This window comes from Mucilaginibacter sp. SG538B, assembly GCF_013376065.1.
Classification (GTDB): Bacteria; Bacteroidota; Bacteroidia; order Sphingobacteriales; family Sphingobacteriaceae; genus Mucilaginibacter; species Mucilaginibacter rubeus.
Genome location: NZ_JABMJI010000004.1, coordinates 131024 through 147429, shown reverse-complemented (window position 1 = coordinate 147429; position 16406 = coordinate 131024). Strand labels below are relative to the sequence as shown.

At 42.2% G+C, this 16406-nt stretch carries 9 protein-coding genes and 1 tRNA gene; 8 read left to right on the top strand and 2 right to left on the bottom strand.

Translation table 11 applies throughout. From position 1 onward, the window contains the following. Positions 1-4: 4 nt before the first annotated feature. The 4 genes from FHW88_RS21545 to FHW88_RS21530 all read left to right on the top strand — a co-directional run bounded on the left by FHW88_RS21545 (position 5) and on the right by FHW88_RS21530 (position 3808). A tRNA-Phe gene (locus FHW88_RS21545) sits at positions 5-77 on the top strand. Positions 78-1138: 1061 nt separating this feature from the next. Further along, positions 1139-1924 carry a hypothetical protein gene (locus FHW88_RS21540; protein ID WP_090529557.1) on the top strand — a complete coding sequence of 262 codons (786 nt, stop codon included), beginning with the start codon at positions 1139-1141 and terminating at the stop codon, positions 1922-1924. A 168-nt stretch (positions 1925-2092) separates the two neighbouring features. Further along, entirely contained in the window at positions 2093-2845 is a 753-nt protein-coding gene (locus FHW88_RS21535) for a DoxX family protein (protein WP_090529562.1), read from the top strand. 186 nt (positions 2846-3031) lie between these two features. Then, the gene (locus FHW88_RS21530) at positions 3032-3808 is read left to right on the top strand and encodes a CHAD domain-containing protein (protein ID WP_176627876.1); all 777 of its coding nucleotides are present in this window, start codon (positions 3032-3034) and stop codon (positions 3806-3808) included. A 14-nt stretch (positions 3809-3822) separates the two neighbouring features. Here the strand turns inward: FHW88_RS21530 and FHW88_RS21525 are convergent, their stop codons facing one another. Together FHW88_RS21525 and FHW88_RS21520 are read right to left on the bottom strand one after the other, a co-directional pair. Continuing rightward, positions 3823-5841: a PAS domain S-box protein gene (locus FHW88_RS21525; RefSeq protein ID WP_176627875.1), complete on the bottom strand. Its 2019-nt coding sequence runs from the start codon at positions 5839-5841 to the stop codon at positions 3823-3825. 214 nt (positions 5842-6055) lie between these two features. Continuing rightward, the gene (locus FHW88_RS21520) at positions 6056-8779 is read right to left on the bottom strand and encodes a substrate-binding domain-containing protein (RefSeq protein ID WP_218117267.1); all 2724 of its coding nucleotides are present in this window, start codon (positions 8777-8779) and stop codon (positions 6056-6058) included. Between the two features lie 419 nt (positions 8780-9198). On the opposite strand from FHW88_RS21520, the gene FHW88_RS21515 reads away from it, so the two are divergent. Genes FHW88_RS21515 through FHW88_RS21500 form a run of 4 tightly spaced genes read left to right on the top strand, consistent with a single transcriptional unit; the run spans position 9199 to position 16343 of the window. Continuing rightward, complete coding sequence (locus tag FHW88_RS21515; protein WP_176627874.1) at positions 9199-10524, top strand: sugar porter family MFS transporter; 1326 nt, start codon at positions 9199-9201, stop codon at positions 10522-10524. Positions 10525-10536: 12 nt separating this feature from the next. Beyond that, the gene (locus FHW88_RS21510; protein WP_176627873.1) at positions 10537-11448 is read left to right on the top strand and encodes a carbohydrate kinase family protein; all 912 of its coding nucleotides are present in this window, start codon (positions 10537-10539) and stop codon (positions 11446-11448) included. A 29-nt stretch (positions 11449-11477) separates the two neighbouring features. Beyond that, positions 11478-14618, top strand: a complete 3141-nt coding sequence (locus FHW88_RS21505; RefSeq protein WP_129571645.1) for a SusC/RagA family TonB-linked outer membrane protein — start codon at positions 11478-11480, stop codon at positions 14616-14618. Positions 14619-14636: 18 nt separating this feature from the next. After that, on the top strand, positions 14637-16343 hold the full coding sequence (locus FHW88_RS21500) for a RagB/SusD family nutrient uptake outer membrane protein (protein ID WP_176627872.1): 1707 nt from the start codon (positions 14637-14639) through the stop codon (positions 16341-16343). Positions 16344-16406 lie beyond the last annotated feature (63 nt).

Sequence of the window (16406 nt, the reverse complement as noted above, 5' to 3'; positions counted from 1 at the left end):
GTTTGGTACCATAGCTCAGATGGTAGAGCAAAGGACTGAAAATCCTTGTGTCACTGGTTCGATCCCAGTTGGTACCACCCTCAAAAGCTTCTTAGAATTCTCTAAGAAGCTTTTTTTATGCCTTAAAACTGCTATTGGAAGCTATAAATGCGGTTTTTAATAAAATCTTGTTAATTACTCTTTTGTTTTGCTTGTCTGTTACATTCCTGTCTGTTTCGTGTTTTCTACTTGTTTTGAAGGTTATTTGGCGCACTTTTGGCGCATTTTTTTAAGTGAATGAATTATGATGCCCATCCACGCTTATAGCAATCAAGTGCAAGGAGGAACGGAATAAAGGAAAGGTTGTGTACAGGCTTGTGTTTATGCCGTAGTTCCTTGCCACGCTTCAGCAGCTATAAGTAACTTTGCTTATAATTCATTATCACTCTAATTTAACTATTTCCCTTTTAATACGAGCGATTGCACTCCTCTTTTCCCTTCAACCACACATCAATTGATCAATCCAACCATCTAACAATTTATCACTTTATACGGGAATGTAAAAGTCTGGATTGGGTATTGAATTAGTCAATCCATCAAATAGAGAGAATTAACCTTTATAGGGGTACTTCAAAGTTTGGATTGATAGATTGAGAATTGAATATGCCAATCCAAAGAAATAGTAAAATACCCTTTATAAGGGGAAGTTAAATTGTTGGATTAATTGATGTTCAACTTTAAAAGTTAATCCTGGAAGTTGAGGCTGGCCGTTCAACCAGTTTCACTTAAAAGGTAAGCCTTGCAGTGGCATTTATGGCTATCTTTTGAATGCTTTATGGATTTGTACGTTCAAGTCTTTTTTTCTTTCCTTGCTCTATCAATCTTTGTGTTCTTTTTTTCAAATACTCTGAATATTTCAAATAAACATATAGACTTCTTTTTAAAAAATTCATTAACAAGCTTTTAATAATTCACTAACAAATTGTTTATGATATATATTATTTGTAAGTTTATGTAACCAATTGCATTATTTATGGTGATAAAATTTTAGGCATTATTTTGTCTTTACCTGACTCTTTTACCAAGAAGTTGTCGCCCGCCAAATAAAAACCACTGCCAGACGAAATAAAGCCTTATATCATATTAAACCTTAAGCATTATGAATAAGATTTTAGTTTTCGCAGCTTTATTTAGCTTCTTGATCTTTGGATGCAAGAAAAAAGAGAAGTCGTCCGAGGCAGGCCTTTCGGGTGTATATGAACTTGAAAAACAAGTGCTTGATCGAGGAGGCAAAGACTCTGTTATTAAACGAACGCAAATTAAAATCTACACAGATCATAACTATTTATACGCCAGTATCGTTCCTGATTCATCTGTTGGGTTTGGTGTGGGCACTTATACACTCGACTCTGCTAACCGACTTAAGGAACATAGTATTTACACCAGCAGAGCGCTCGACTCATCCCTAACGTATAATCTTGAGGTTACAAAAAAACCGGATGGTTATACCCAAGTCATCCCCGACTTTGCCACGGTAAAAGGTGTAAAATATGCATTGAAGGAAGAATATAAAAAATTCCCGTCAGCGGATAGCTCAGTGCTTGACGGCTTGTGGAAAATGGAAAGAACCTATACAATAAAAGGCAAAGACACAATCTCAACTGACGTAACGCAGTATAAAATATTCTGGGAAGGGCATTTTATTTTCGTCCACAGGCTTGCTCAAAATAAGGAAAAAACCATCTTTAAAAATGGGTTTGGCACCGGGGTATTTACTTTTAGTAATGATACGCTTAGGGAAGAAGAGCAAATATCAAACTACCGGCTTCTTCAGGGTAATAAATTTACCGTTAAAGTTACGATGAATGGCCATGACGAATATACCCAGGTGATTAATAGTGCCACAAATGGCCAATCTATAGAAATCTACAAGCGAGTCAAATAAAAATTCTTTATTTAACCTTGTGGCGCTGGCTCACTCCCTGTTGGTACCACAGAAAAAGAAATCCTCTAAGTTAACGCTAAGAGGATTTTTTGCTTCTTGCAAATATCAATCTATTTTCAATAACTTTGTATTTCAAAGTGCTTTTATGAACATAAATTACAGGTAAACATGCCGATTTCTACCACGCTCGACCAATTGCATTACCAGGCAAAAGGAAATAAATGGATGCAGCTTTTTGCTACTTTTAACAGGATAATGCTGGCGGCTGGTTTTTTTATTGCCGGTAGTGTTAAAATTATGGGGGAGCGGTTCGCCAGCGGTTTATCGACCAATCAACCGATGGGCCATTATTTAGAAGCGTTGCACCATACAGGTTATTATTACACTTTTATTGGTGTTCTGCAGGTTGCAGCAGCTATCCTGTTATTGATTCCCCGTACCCGGCTCCTCGGGGCGTTAATCTATTTTCCGATTATACTGAACATCTGCATACTGGCCTACGCCGTCAGGTTTGAAGGCACCCGCATCACCACCTTAATGGTACTTGCCAACTTATATTTGCTGGGGTGGGATTATGACCGTTTAAAATTCATTTTGCCATTCAAGCAAAAAAACAGCCATACAACGCAACCTGAAATACGAAATAACAAGTTTCCGTTCGTGTTTTTTGGAGGCGTTTTTGCAACAATAGCCGCAGTAATAGTAATTAACCAGTTCGTATATGATATCCGACCGGGCAATTCATTAATGGAATGCAATAATGGGTGTGCTGGAAATGCCAAGCCGGAGGCTTGTAAAGTTTTTTGCGACTGTGTACACAATCTGGGCAAACCACTGGACAGTTGCCTGGCTCAGTATGATAAAGCTCCGGGTAAAACTATCCAGACATCAGGCGTGGGCAATGCAAAACATAGCAGGTGAGCAAGGATATGCTATTTTCTCATTGCCTCTCCATGGGTGTTGTGTAGCCGGCGATTTGTATGTAATAATATTGGGGTAATTAGATCCTTTTTTTGGACCAGATTTGTCGCTTTAGCCGTATTTTTGAATATGCGGCACCCTTTTTTGAGGATATCGCAAGGCTTCGACAACAATATGCCAACCGGTATGAAAAAGAAAACGGAAAAGAAGTATATAATTAAAACATGGCGAACCATGAAACGCCATCTCCGCTCTTTTGTCAAAAACGACGAACAGGAAGATTTGCATCGTTTTCGCACCGGGGTAAAAAAACTACGGGCGCTTTTGATCTTGGGAGACAGCGCGGCAGAGGACGTTACGCTGGAGAAACGCTTCAAACCTGTTCGTAAGATATTTAAACAGGCCGGCGAAATCAGGAATGCTTATATAAACCAGGAACTGGGCAAGGCAGTTGGTGAAAACACCGATTTTATCCGGGAGCAACAGCAGATTATGAAAATCACCACCCGGAGATTTAACGCCGATAAGGATCAGCACAGCGCCTGGCTCCGAAAAACACGCCGCAGCCTGCTGAAGTGGATCAGGCCGATCAGTAAACATCATCTCTCCTTGTATTACAGGCAACAACTGGAAATCATTGCTACAACCATAAACCCTCCCCGTTTTAATGAGGAATTGCATACCTGCCGTAAACAACTGAAGGTACTGCTTTATAATTACCCTCTGGCCGGCCCGGAACTGGACCTCCCTTTTAATGAACCTTATCTTGACCAGGTACAAGCAGCCATCGGCGATTGGCATGACAATGAACTGGCCATCGCACTTCTTTTAACCACTGCGGATACCCCGAACAGCAAAGAGACACTCAAAGGACTAAAGAAACAGGCCACCGTGCTTAAAAGACAACTCACCAGGCTCACCCGGAATTTCCGCGAACAGGCAAGCCCTCCGGCCGTAATTTAACCAGAAGGGAAAAACTATAACTTCAAAACCTTTTCTTCTTCTTTTTTTTGGAGGTGGCCATTAACGCTGCTTCGTTTTTTTAGCGGTAACACGAAGAAAAAAGTCGATCCCATGCGGGGTTCACTTTCCACCCAAATGCGGCCCCCATGCCGTTCAATGATCTCTTTGGTAATGTATAACCCCAAGCCCAGGCCAGTAATGCTCCTGTTTACATCTTTTGCACGATAAAACTGACTGAATATGTGGCTGATATTTTCCTCATTGATGCCCATACCATAATCTTTAACAGATACCTGAATTTCCGTTTCTGACCTTTTTGCTGATACTTCAATTCTATCAGATTCCGGCGAATATTTGATCGCGTTGGTGACCAGGTTGGTTAGCACCTGATCCAGCCTCATTTTATCCCCTTCTAAAATCATTTCTCCGCTTTCGTCAAAATAAATTTCATGTGATGTGTATGCTTCTCGGATAGCTTCAAGGTTTTCTTTGATAAGCCCCGTAAAATCAAATTCTTCAAAATAAAACTGCAATTTTCCGGATTGGATTTTTGAGATATCAAACAAGTCGTTGATCAGGGCATTCAGCTTTTTTAACTGGGTTATTGCTTTTGCAACAAAAGGCCGGTTTACATCAATTACCTTTCGTTCCAGCAGTTGTAAAAAACCGCTCATAGAAGTGAGAGGTGTTTTCAATTCATGGGAAGCCAAAGCGATAAATTCATCTTTTTTCTGACTCAGCTCCTTTACTTCTGTAAACAGCCTGGAATTATCGAGTGCCACTGCCGCCTGGGAAGCCAGGCTAACCACGATGTCTTCATGCTCTTGCATGAAGACCCCGGCTTCCGGGTGACCAAAGAATAAGCCACCAATAATATTGCCTGAACTGCTTATAACCGGCACGGCCAGGTAGCTTACTACCGGCAGATGCCCCTCGGGCATTCCAAAATGCGGTGCATTTCGTCCATACCTGGGGTCTTTCGTTATATCATCTACCCTTAGTACGCCTTCACCGCTAAATGTGCGATGGAAAACTGCTGTATTCCGGGGCATTCCGAAATTTTCAAATGCCTCTTTTGGTGCGCCCGACAAAGAGTACAACATATAGGCTTCGCCGTCCTGATTGATGGTATTATAAAAAAATGCGCCAAAAGCGGCACCGGTAATCTGTGTAGTGGCATCCGTTACTTTTTGCAGGATAGATTCGGTATCAAGTTTCTCTGAAATGGCTTTCCCTATAGTATTCAGGATCTTCAGTTTTGCCGCCTGGTGTCGGATGGCCGTTTCGGCTTTCTTTGCGGCTGTAATATCTCTGGCAATCTTTGATGCGCCAATAATGGTTCCATGCCGGTCCTTTACCGGTGAAACAGTAAGGGATATATCAATGGCGCTTCCATTTTTGTGCAGCCTAACGGTTTGGAAATGATCAACTTTATTACCGTTCCTGATGTTTTCAATGATAACATCTTCTTCGGAAAGCCTGTCGCGAGGAATAAGAATAGATATATGTTTACCGATAGTCTCTCTTTCCTGGTAACCAAATATCTTTTCGGCACCACCGTTCCAGGTAGTGATAATCCCGTTAAGGGTTTTGCTAATAATGGCATCATCAGAATTTTCAACAATTGCAGCCAGCATGCCTCGCTTCTCTTCTGTCTCTTTTTCGTGGGTCACATCACGCATAATGTGAGATGCTCCAATTACTTCCCCCTGTTCATCCCTTATTGGCGAAATAGTAAGTGATACCGGAAAATCAATCTGTAGCTTACTGCTGCGGACAGTATATAAGTGATTTATTCTTTCACCTGACCATACACGTTCAAGAATAGCCAGTTGTTCCTGACGGACACTTTCGGGGATCAGGGTAAGGATGTTCTGCCCTAACAACACCGGGGCCGGGCAGCCAAACATTTTTTCAGCAGCCGGATTACAATTTAAAATAATATAGTCAAGATCGTGGCTCAATACCGCATCTTCCATTCCCTCAAAAATGGCAGTTAAGGTGAAGAGGTCAGGTAATAAGTTGTTTTTCATGAAAAGCTATCTTCTTTTGCCCTGTCAGTGAATATCCGGTTTTATTTAGATGTGTGGTTTATACATCTTATCCAATCATTGAAAACTCAACAGGCTGTTTCGATGCAGGAATAACAGGGATTGGCAAAAAAAGTTTTAAGCACCGTGCATGCGATGTTACTTTGTTATACAATAGCTAACGTTTATTCCTTCGTTAATTATCAGAAAATAAAACTTATGAATGCTGTTGCTTGCGTTTGTACTCGCTTGGCGTACAGCCATATTTTGCTTTAAAAACCGTGGAGAAATAATTTGGTGTAGAGAAACCCACCATATAAGTTATTTCAGATATCGGATACCCTTCATTCATTAACAAATATTTCGCTTTTTTTAGCCGGCGGTTTAATATGTAATCGGAGATGCTGCAGCCAAGCAACGCTTTAACCTTTCGGTAAAGCTGGATCCTTGAAACTCCTATCAGTTTACATATTTCATCAACGCTAAAGTTTTCATTCGCTAAATTCTGTTCTACAATACCGGCAAAATCATTCAGGAATTTTTTGTCGAGGGCTTTTGAGACAGGCACAGTTGATTTACTTACATCACTGGTAAAATGTTCTTTGAGTGTTGCCCGGCTTTTGATCAAATTCTTCACGGTAGCGAGTAAATAATCAAAGTTAAACGGCTTAACAATGTAGGCATCGGCCATGCAGGTAATCCCATCTATCTGTTGTTCAACACTGCCTTGTGCCGTTAAAAGAATTACAGGAATGTGCGAAGTACGGACATCAGTTTTCAGTTTTACTGTTAAAGTTTTGCCAGACATCCCCGGTAATACCACATCAGATATGATCAGGTCCGGGACACGCTCAAAGGTTTCATTTAATCCGCTTGTGCCATTATCCGCTGTAAATATCTCATAAGTAACTCCCAGTTTTTCACTCAGGTAGCTCAGCAGGTCTTTATTGTCTTCGATGATCAATATGGATTGCTCCCTGGGCGTGCCGAATATTTGCCCTTCATCCGTTAATGTAACAGGTGCTGCCAGGTCTGTAACATAAATTTTTGCCCGCTCTTCAATACCTGTTTGTTTTGCATTAGCGTGCTCCTGTGCAGTTTGGTCAAAATGACTATTTCCCAACAGCAGGTTAATGGTAAAAGTAGTTCCTTCCCATTTTTTACTCCTAACTTCTATACTGCCATGATGCAGGGACACAATTTCTTTTGACAGCGCGAGCCCTAATCCAGATCCTCCTGAAGAGCTGTTTTCCGCCTGGTAAAACTGCTCAAATACATGGGTAGTGTCCTGCGGCTCCATACCGATCCCGTTATCCTGGATGGCAATATCAACAGAATTGTCATCTCTATTTTTGAAACTAACCTGGATACGGCCATTGTCGTTGGTAAATTTCAGCGCGTTAGCTATGATGTTAAAAAACACCTTATCTAACAGGTTAACATCATACCAAACAATTATCTGTTGCTCATCGCTTACCAGGCTCAGACTGATGTTACGCTTCTGGGCATTTTCCTGAAAGCTGGTGATGATCTCCCTGGCAAATTCAACAATATTATTGGGTGATACATTGATCTGTTGTTTATCATATTCTATTTTACGGTACTCGATCAATTGGTTAACCAGGCGTAGCAAACGGTATACGTTTTTATGGATCAGTTTCAGACTTTTCCCTGCAACCAGGTTTAGCTTTTCATTACTCATCATATCTTCTACTGGCGAGAGGATAAGTGTGAGCGGCGTACGGAATTCGTGAGAAATATTAGTGAAAAATTGCAATTTAGCCTCCGTAGCTACTTCAGCCTTTGCCGACATCTCGATCAGTTGGTTACGCTGCTGCAGAATTTCATTATTTTTTGCCTCCAGGCTTTTGTTGATCTTCCGGTTTTCCATGAGCCAGTAAAATGCAAGACCGCCAAAAACAATAGCTAACACCAGCGACATTACAATTACATTTAAAACCAATTGCTGGCTGTTGTACACCTCACGCTGCTCTGTCAGTAATGATCGTTGCCGTTCAATATCTTTCTGCTGACTGCTGATCTTACTCCATTGCATTTTCATTAACTGTACATTGGCAGAATCAATAACAACCGACTGTAGCAGGTTTTCCCTTGCGAACGACTCTTTATTCAAGATCCTGAAAGCGGTCATAATTGCTTCTTTACCCCCTGTAGGATATAGCATACTGGCATTGATAGTTTTTGAAGCAACCATTTGCAGGCCACCTCCATGCCCGGGCAAGGCATCAACGCCCAACACTTTGGTGCCATGAATTTTAAAGTTGTCAAGCACCTCTCTCGTTCCGAGGGCCATTACGTCGTTATGTGCAAATATTACATCTGCATTTTTTATAACAGGTGCAATCCTGGTCAATTGCTTTTTAGCACTATCCTTTAACCAATCGCCATATATCCTGTCGGTTATATTAATATCAGTGTATTTCCTTAACCCGTCAGAAAAGCCGCGGTCCCTTTCAATAGCCGGAGACGAGCCGGGCAGCCCCATAACTTCTACAACGTTCCCCCTTCCCTTTAAAAGAGCACCTGTATATTCACCCGCCATTTTACCTATCTGGTAATTATCCGCACCAACATAAGCTGTATATAAAGCTGATGATGTTTTACGGTCGATCACAATTACCGGGATACCTTTATTGTACGTTTGTTCCACTATCCCGGTGAGGGGCTGCGCTTCATTGGGTGATATGATCAGCAAATCGACACCATCATCCAGCATTTTTTTCACCTGTTCAACCTGCTTGCTGCTGTTACCGTCCGCATCGGCATAAATAAACTGGGCGTCGGGGTGTAATGAAAGTTCCATCCTCATTTCATCAAGCATCGTGCGACGCCAGAGATCAGAACCAATACATTGCGAAAACCCTATCGTATACTGTGATGTTTTATCAGCCCGCTTACAACCGGCAGCAATAAGTATCATAAAACCGATCAGTAGGATACCGGTCCGTATGTTTTTTGCATGCCACTTATTAAGCAAGGTCATAAGCTCAGATTATTTGGAAGAAAAAGGTAATAAAACAGGATTAATTATTGGTTTATTTTTTCCCTTTTAGGGTTAAACAAAGTAAAGATATCTATAAACGTTCCTGAAAAACAAATTTATAGGGCCGGGCAACCTACCTCACAACCGGAGTGATGTAACCAAATTGAAAGTAACAGGTAACATAAACGAATATTTCAATTTCAAATTTCGCATTTTTTATTTTATCTAACTGAAAACCAACAAGATAAAACAAGATTGATTTTTATACTTTATTGATACAAAATCAATAACCCTCACATGGCCCATTACCCTACTTTGGCCTCAATAAATCCAATATAACACCTTTTATAATTATTATGAGAAAACACTCCGTCCTGGCCTGGTCCATGGTCGTGGCCCTTGGTGGCTTCCTTTTCGGGTTTGATACCGCTGTAATATCGGGCGCTGAAAAATCTATCCAGCTATTCTGGCACCTATCCGTAGTGGAGCATGGGTTCACGATTTCTATCGCACTAATAGGAACAGTCATCGGGTCATTGTTAGGAGCCCGGCCTTCAGACCTTTTTGGCCGCAAAAACACGCTTTACTTTGTAGCTGCCGCGTATTTGCTATCATCATTGGGTACTGCACTGGCTGATAGCTGGTATGTGTTCCTGGTTTTCAGGTTACTGGGCGGCCTCGGCGTTGGTATTTCATCAGTTACGGCACCTATCTATATTTCAGAAGTTTCACCTGCCGACCGTCGTGGCAGGCTGGTGGGCCTGTTTCAGTTTAATGTGGTATTGGGGATACTGATCTCATACCTGTCCAACTACCTGATAAGCCAGGTTGGCGAAACTTCATGGCGGTGGATGCTTGGTGTACAAGCCTTTCCTTCAGCGTTGTTTTTTGTGCTGATCTACTTTATACCTGAAAGCCCGCGCTGGCTGATCCTGAAAAGAGGCGAAATGGCAAAAGCGCTCGGCATATTACGGATCATTAACCCGCTCAACTGCGATGAGGAGTTGGAATCTATAAAAAATTCAACCTTAAATGATACGGCTTCAAGCGGCAGCCTCTTTTCGGGGCAATATAAAACCCCTGTTATACTGGCCGTGCTGTTTGCATTTTTCAACCAGGTTTCGGGCATCAATGCTATCATTTATTATGCGCCGCGCATATTTGAAATGGCCGGATTGGGCGCCCATTCATCGTTATTGTCAACAGTGGGCCTTGGGGCAATCAACTTTGTGTTCACCCTTGCTGCTATTAATATTATTGATAAAGTAGGCCGCCGGATCCTGATGCTTATTGGCTCGGTTGGCCTTATCATTTCCCTGTTCCTGGTAGCCTATACCTTTTACTCGGGGCACATGAGTGGCTTTGCCGTTCCCGCTTATATGATGCTGTTCATTGCATTCTTTGCGTTTTCGCAGGGTGCCGTTATCTGGGTATTTATTTCGGAAATATTTCCAAACCAGGTACGTGCCAAGGGCCAAACATTGGGCAGCTCAACCCACTGGATCATGGCTGCATTGATCGCTTTCTCCTTTCCGTATTTCGCCGAAAAGCTTGGCGGCACAATAACATTTTCCTTTTTCGGCACCATGATGATATGCCAGTTAATTTTTGTGTGGAGGTTGATGCCCGAAACCAAAGGCAGATCGCTGGAGCAAATTGAAACTAACATGGTAATGCATTAATCAAGATCTGCTATGATGAACCTACACACAAATACCATAACGCCGGCCATTTGCTATGGCGAGATACTTTGGGATGTTTTGCCGGATGGCCCCCAACCCGGAGGTGCTTTGCTGAATGTTTCATACCATCTTAATAAACTGGGTATACCCACCAGCCTGGTAAGTAAAATTGGTAATGATGCCGATGGCCAAAAGCTTGAAAACCTGCTCGACGACTGGGGCATAAAAAAACACCTGCTGCAAACAGATTCCGAACACCCAACCAGCCAGGTGATAGCCAAAATGAATAATGGCAACGAGGTATCCTACGAGATTATTTTTCCTGTAGCCTGGGATTTTATTAATGACAGCGAGCACATCAAAACACAGATCAGGCCTTCAACCTATTTCGTTTTCGGTAGCCTTGCGTCAAGGAACAACGTATCGCGCAACACCTTGTTTGAGCTGCTGGAAAGCGATGCTATCAAAGTATTCGACATTAATTTGAGGCCGCCCTTTATAAGCCGTGACCTGCTGGCCGATCTGCTGCACAAAGCCAACATCGTAAAATTTAACCAGGCCGAGCTTGAGATGGTGCAGGGCCTGTTCAGGGGTTCATTCTGGAAGGAATCGGAACAGATCAAATTTATCCAGGATCATTTTAACGTCCCTGAGATCATAGTTACCAAAGGCGAATTCGGCGCTTCTTATTATAAAGAAGATAAAGCCTATCACATTGCCGGGCGTGAGGTGAAAGTAAGGGATACCATAGGCAGCGGCGATTCCTTTTTAGCGGCATTCATAGCCAACCATTACCGTGGCGAATCACCAGAAATTTTATTAAAAAATGCAATAGCGATGGGCGGTTTTATTGCAACAAAGAAAGGAGGTTGCCCGGATTATAAAATTAAAGAATACCAAGACTTTATAAACAAAATGTTTTAACCAAACCAATTACTCTTAAACAAAAATCAATGAGAAAATTATTACTTATTTGTTCTTTCCTTATACTGCTCATAAGTGAAGGATATGCGCAATCCCGTACCATTACCGGGACTGTGTTAGATAACTCCTCGAAACCTATAGACGGAGTTACTATAGTGGTTGTTGAAACCCAAAAATCAACACTATCAGATGCAAACGGAAAGTTCAGTATCGCCGTAAAAAACGGTCAGTCGGTGCGGTTTTCTTATGTAGGTGCCAAACCAATACTGGTTACTATCACTGCGGATACCAAAACACTTGACGTAGTATTTAAAGACGCGGAAAACAAGCTGAATGAAGTAGTTGTAACCGGTTACACTTCTGAAAGAAAGAAAGATTTAACAGGCGCGGTTGCGGTTGTTGATTTAGCGCCGGTAAAAAACAATAGTTCGGGAAATACCATGCAGGCATTACAGGGCCGGGTTGCGGGTTTATATATTGAAAAAGATGGCTCGGCCAATGGTGCAACCAGCAGGATCCTGATTAGGGGGGCCAATACTTTGGGCAACAATAACCCGCTGTATATTATTGATGGGATCCCTACCACCAGGCCAGAGGTATTTCAAAACCTGTCGCCTTCAAATATTGCATCAGTTCAGGTATTAAAAGATGCCTCATCCGAATCAATTTATGGTTCACGCGCGTCTAACGGCGTTGTCATCGTTACCACAAAAAACGGCGGCAACACCGAGGGTAAGGTACAGTTCCAGTTCAATAACAGTACTTCAATCCAGTCCGAAAAATCGTTACGGTTTAAAATGCTGAACTCGGTAGACAGAGGTAGGGCCTTGTGGCAAGCTTCAGTTAACGACGGGCAGGACCCCGCCGCGGGTTATGGAGAGATCTATAGCTTTGATTGGAATAATAATTTCAGTAACCCTGTTTTAAACAGCGTTACGCCTAAACCGTTTGTAGGCGGCGACCCCAACACTCCCGCCGGCGATACCGACTGGCAAAGCGTATTATATAAAACAGCTTTTGTCTATAATAATGATTTTACGGCTTCGGTAGGTAATAAAAACTCTTCTATCCAAATAAATTTTGGAAACATCAAAAACACCGGCCTTGTGCGCTTTACCAAATACGGACGTACCACCGGTAGCATTAATGCCATAACGCGGCCTTTTGATGGCAAAGTTACCTTCGGCGTCAATATAAAAATCACCAACTCAAACGAAACCCTTACCACTAACGATCTGGGTGGTGCCTCGACCCCATTTCTGGCAGTTACGCTGGCGCCCACTATCCCCGTTTATCAAAAAGATGGTGTAACCTACGCCGGCGAATCAGGGGCTGGCTACTCTGACAGGAACAACCCATTGCACATGCAGGACCTTGCCAAATGGAATAACGCCAACAGGTTAAACACATTCGGCAACGTATTTTTAGAAGTACAGCCCATTAAGAATTTATACTTCCGGTCAAATTATGGTGCCGATAATGCAGACTACCTGAGCAAAGTAATTACACCAACTTTTTCGGAGGGTGCATTAAATCGCACTACCAACAGCTTATTTTTTGATCAGAACCATTACCTAAGCACCACACTTTCTAACACTTTGAGGTACAGCTATGATTTGAATAGCAAGCATCATTTTAAAATATTAGTTGGTACAGAGTATATTAAAACCTTCACTGATTTTCAAACAACCTTAAAACAGGGATATACAATCCAAACAGAAGATTATTTTACGTTGGATGCCGGCACAGGAAATACCATTGTTACCGGCAGGTCAATAGGTAATAGCTTATTTTCGCAATTCGGTCGTTTTGATTACAATTATGCAGGCAAATATTTAGTGTCGGCTACCGTTCGGCGCGACGGTTCATCAAGGTTCGGTACCAACAACCAATATGGTATTTTCCCTTCCGCCTCAATCGGCTGGAAAATAGACCAGGAAAACTTCCTGAAAAACAGCAGTATATTCTCTGAACTTAAATTAAGGGCCGGCGTAGGCCGGGTAGGTAACCAGGAAATTGGCGACCTCTCGCGTTACTTGCTTTATAACACACGATACGGCACCACCCAAAACCAACTTACGCCAGGCTTTTGGGAACAATATATGAACGTTGGTACCGCATATTCATTATCCGGCGCCAATACAGGAGCGCTGCCATCAGGCTTTGTTCAGACCCAGGCAGCAAACCCTGCTCTTAAATGGGAAACAACCGACGAACTAAACACGGGGTTAGACTTTGCTATATTAAACGGCAAAATCTCGGGTTCATTCGATTATTTTACCCGGAAAACCACCGGCATCCTGATTACTCCTCCGGTTGCATCCGCACTTGGTGAAGGACAATCTAAAACCGTTAACGGTGCATCAAAAACCAATAGAGGCTGGGAGTTTTTAGTAACCTACCACGGCCAACGGTCAGGAGATTTTAATTACAATGTGACTTTAAACTTCTCTCATTTCAGGGATAAGATCACCGATTTACCGGAGAACGTTAGACCAGCTTACCCGGGCAATATAGACAATACCATCATAGGGCATTCACAGTTTGATATATTTGGTTATAAAACCAATGGACTTTTCCAATCACAGGCCGAAGTTGATGCTGCCCCAACGCAAATCGGCGCCGGTCCTGGCAGGATCCGCTATGTAGACATCAATCACGATGGAAAAATTGATGCCAACGATCAAACATGGATAGGTACTACTTTACCGGCTTTAGAGTACGGCGCAAGAATTGATCTCACCTATAAAAAATTCGACCTCTCCATATTCGGATCAGGTGTTGCCGGCCGAAAGGGGTTTGACGTATATACTCTGTTTAACAATTTGATGCACAGCCGCGAAAACGTTGGCCCCGGCGTATTTGATGGCTGGACACCGCAGCATACCAACACCAATGTACCAGCATTAACGTTAAAAGACAATAACAACGAAGGCCGTACTTCTGATTATTTTATTGTAAACACCTCTTATTTCAAATTAAGGAACCTTCAACTTGGATATACCATTTTACCTAAAGCTGTATTTACCAGGTTAAGGGTGTTTGCCATGGCCGAAAACATCTTTACTGTAAAAAGCAGCAAGTACCTGAGCCCCGATCCTGAGCGGATTGACCTCAACCCTATCCCAATTCCACGGATCTTCAGCTTTGGCGTCAATGCATCATTTTAACGAAAAAAATCATTCAATATGAAATCGAAAATATTAGTAACAACTATTTTATCGGGGCTAATAATTTTTAGTTCCTGTAAAAAAGCATTAGATTATACTCCAAAGGGTGTATTATCTCCTTCAGATTTAAAATCACCGGCCGCCGTTGAAGGTTTGGTAACCGCGGCCTATGCAGCTATTGGAAACGGTGATATGATAGGGCCTATATACAGCGACTGGGCTTATGGCAGCGTTCGTTCAGATGACGCTTATAAGGGCGGCGGCGGTACAGGCGATGTTGGCGAAGTTGACGCTTTGGAACATTACAACCTGGTAACGCCCTCGATGGATTCGTTTGTGTCACGCACCTGGAAAAATTTGTTTAAATCTATCTCAAGGGCAAATGTGGCAATTAGGGCAGTTAACTCCCTTTCGGATGCTGAATTCCCAAACAAAAAGGTCCGTTTGGCCGAATTGAGGTTTTTGCGGGCACATAGCTATTTTACCATGAAATTGCTATACAAAAACATCCCTATTTTTGATGAAACCGCAACTCCTGCCGACATCCTGAAGGTTTCAAACACTTTATCAAATGACGATTCATGGAATAAAATTGCCGATGATTTTCAATATGCAGTTGATAATTTGCCGGCTAAACAACCTGAATTAGCGAGGGCCAATAAAGTAAATGCACAGGCTTATTTAGCTAAATTAAGATTGTACCAGGCCTATGAGCAGGATGATAAACACCATGTAATCAATATCAATAAAACAAGGCTACAGGAAGTTGTTACGCTTACACAAGCGGTGATAGCATCTGGCAAATACTCGCTAAGCCCGGATATTGCTGATAACTTTTTACCCGAAACAGAGAACGGGCCCGAATCAGTATTCGCCATACAATTTACTATCAATGATGGTACTACCGCCGGGCGTTTAAATTTTGAAGATGGCTTAAACTATCCGCACGGGGCACCTCAATATGGCTGCTGCGGGTTCCATGCTGCAAGTCAGAATTTAGTAAATGCCTATACAACTGATGCCAATGGTTTACCTAACTTTGATACATTTAATAACAGCATAGCCGATCTGTCAAAAGTTACCGTCGACACCAGGTTAGACCATACTGTTGGCATTGACGGGCATCCGTATAAATATGATAATACCAAACCATTCAGCAATAGCTGGGTGCGCGACCCGGGAGTTTATGGCAACTTTCATACCATGCGTAACCAGCAATTAGCTACAAGCGCATCTTATTTTAAACTGGGACCATTTATGGGCTCGGCAAAAAATTATGATATCATCAGGTATGATGACGTTTTATTAATGCAGGCCGAAGCTTATATTGAGTTAGGGCAACAGGCAAGTGCGCTGCCATTAATTAATCAAATCAGGAACAGGGCTGCAGCCAGTACAGGGCGGCTTAAAAAGCTGGATGGAACTTTCCCTTCATCCTACAATGTAAAACCCTATAACCCGGCAAACTGGACACAGGACTATGCCCGCAAGGCTTTACAATGGGAAAGGCGATTGGAATTTGCTACCGAAGGGGCACGTTTCTTTGATTTAGTTAGATGGGGCATTGCAGAAAAAACTTTAAACGACTACATTAACGTTGAAAAAGTTAGGAGACCATTTTTAGCAACGGCTAAATTTACTGCCGGAAGAGATGAATACCTCCCGATTCCGCAATCGGAGATTACCTTCACCAATGGCTTATATAAACAAAACCCTGGCTATTAAACTATAATTAAACAACGGAAACCTGGCCTGAATTATTAGGCCGGGATTCCCTTTTTTATACCA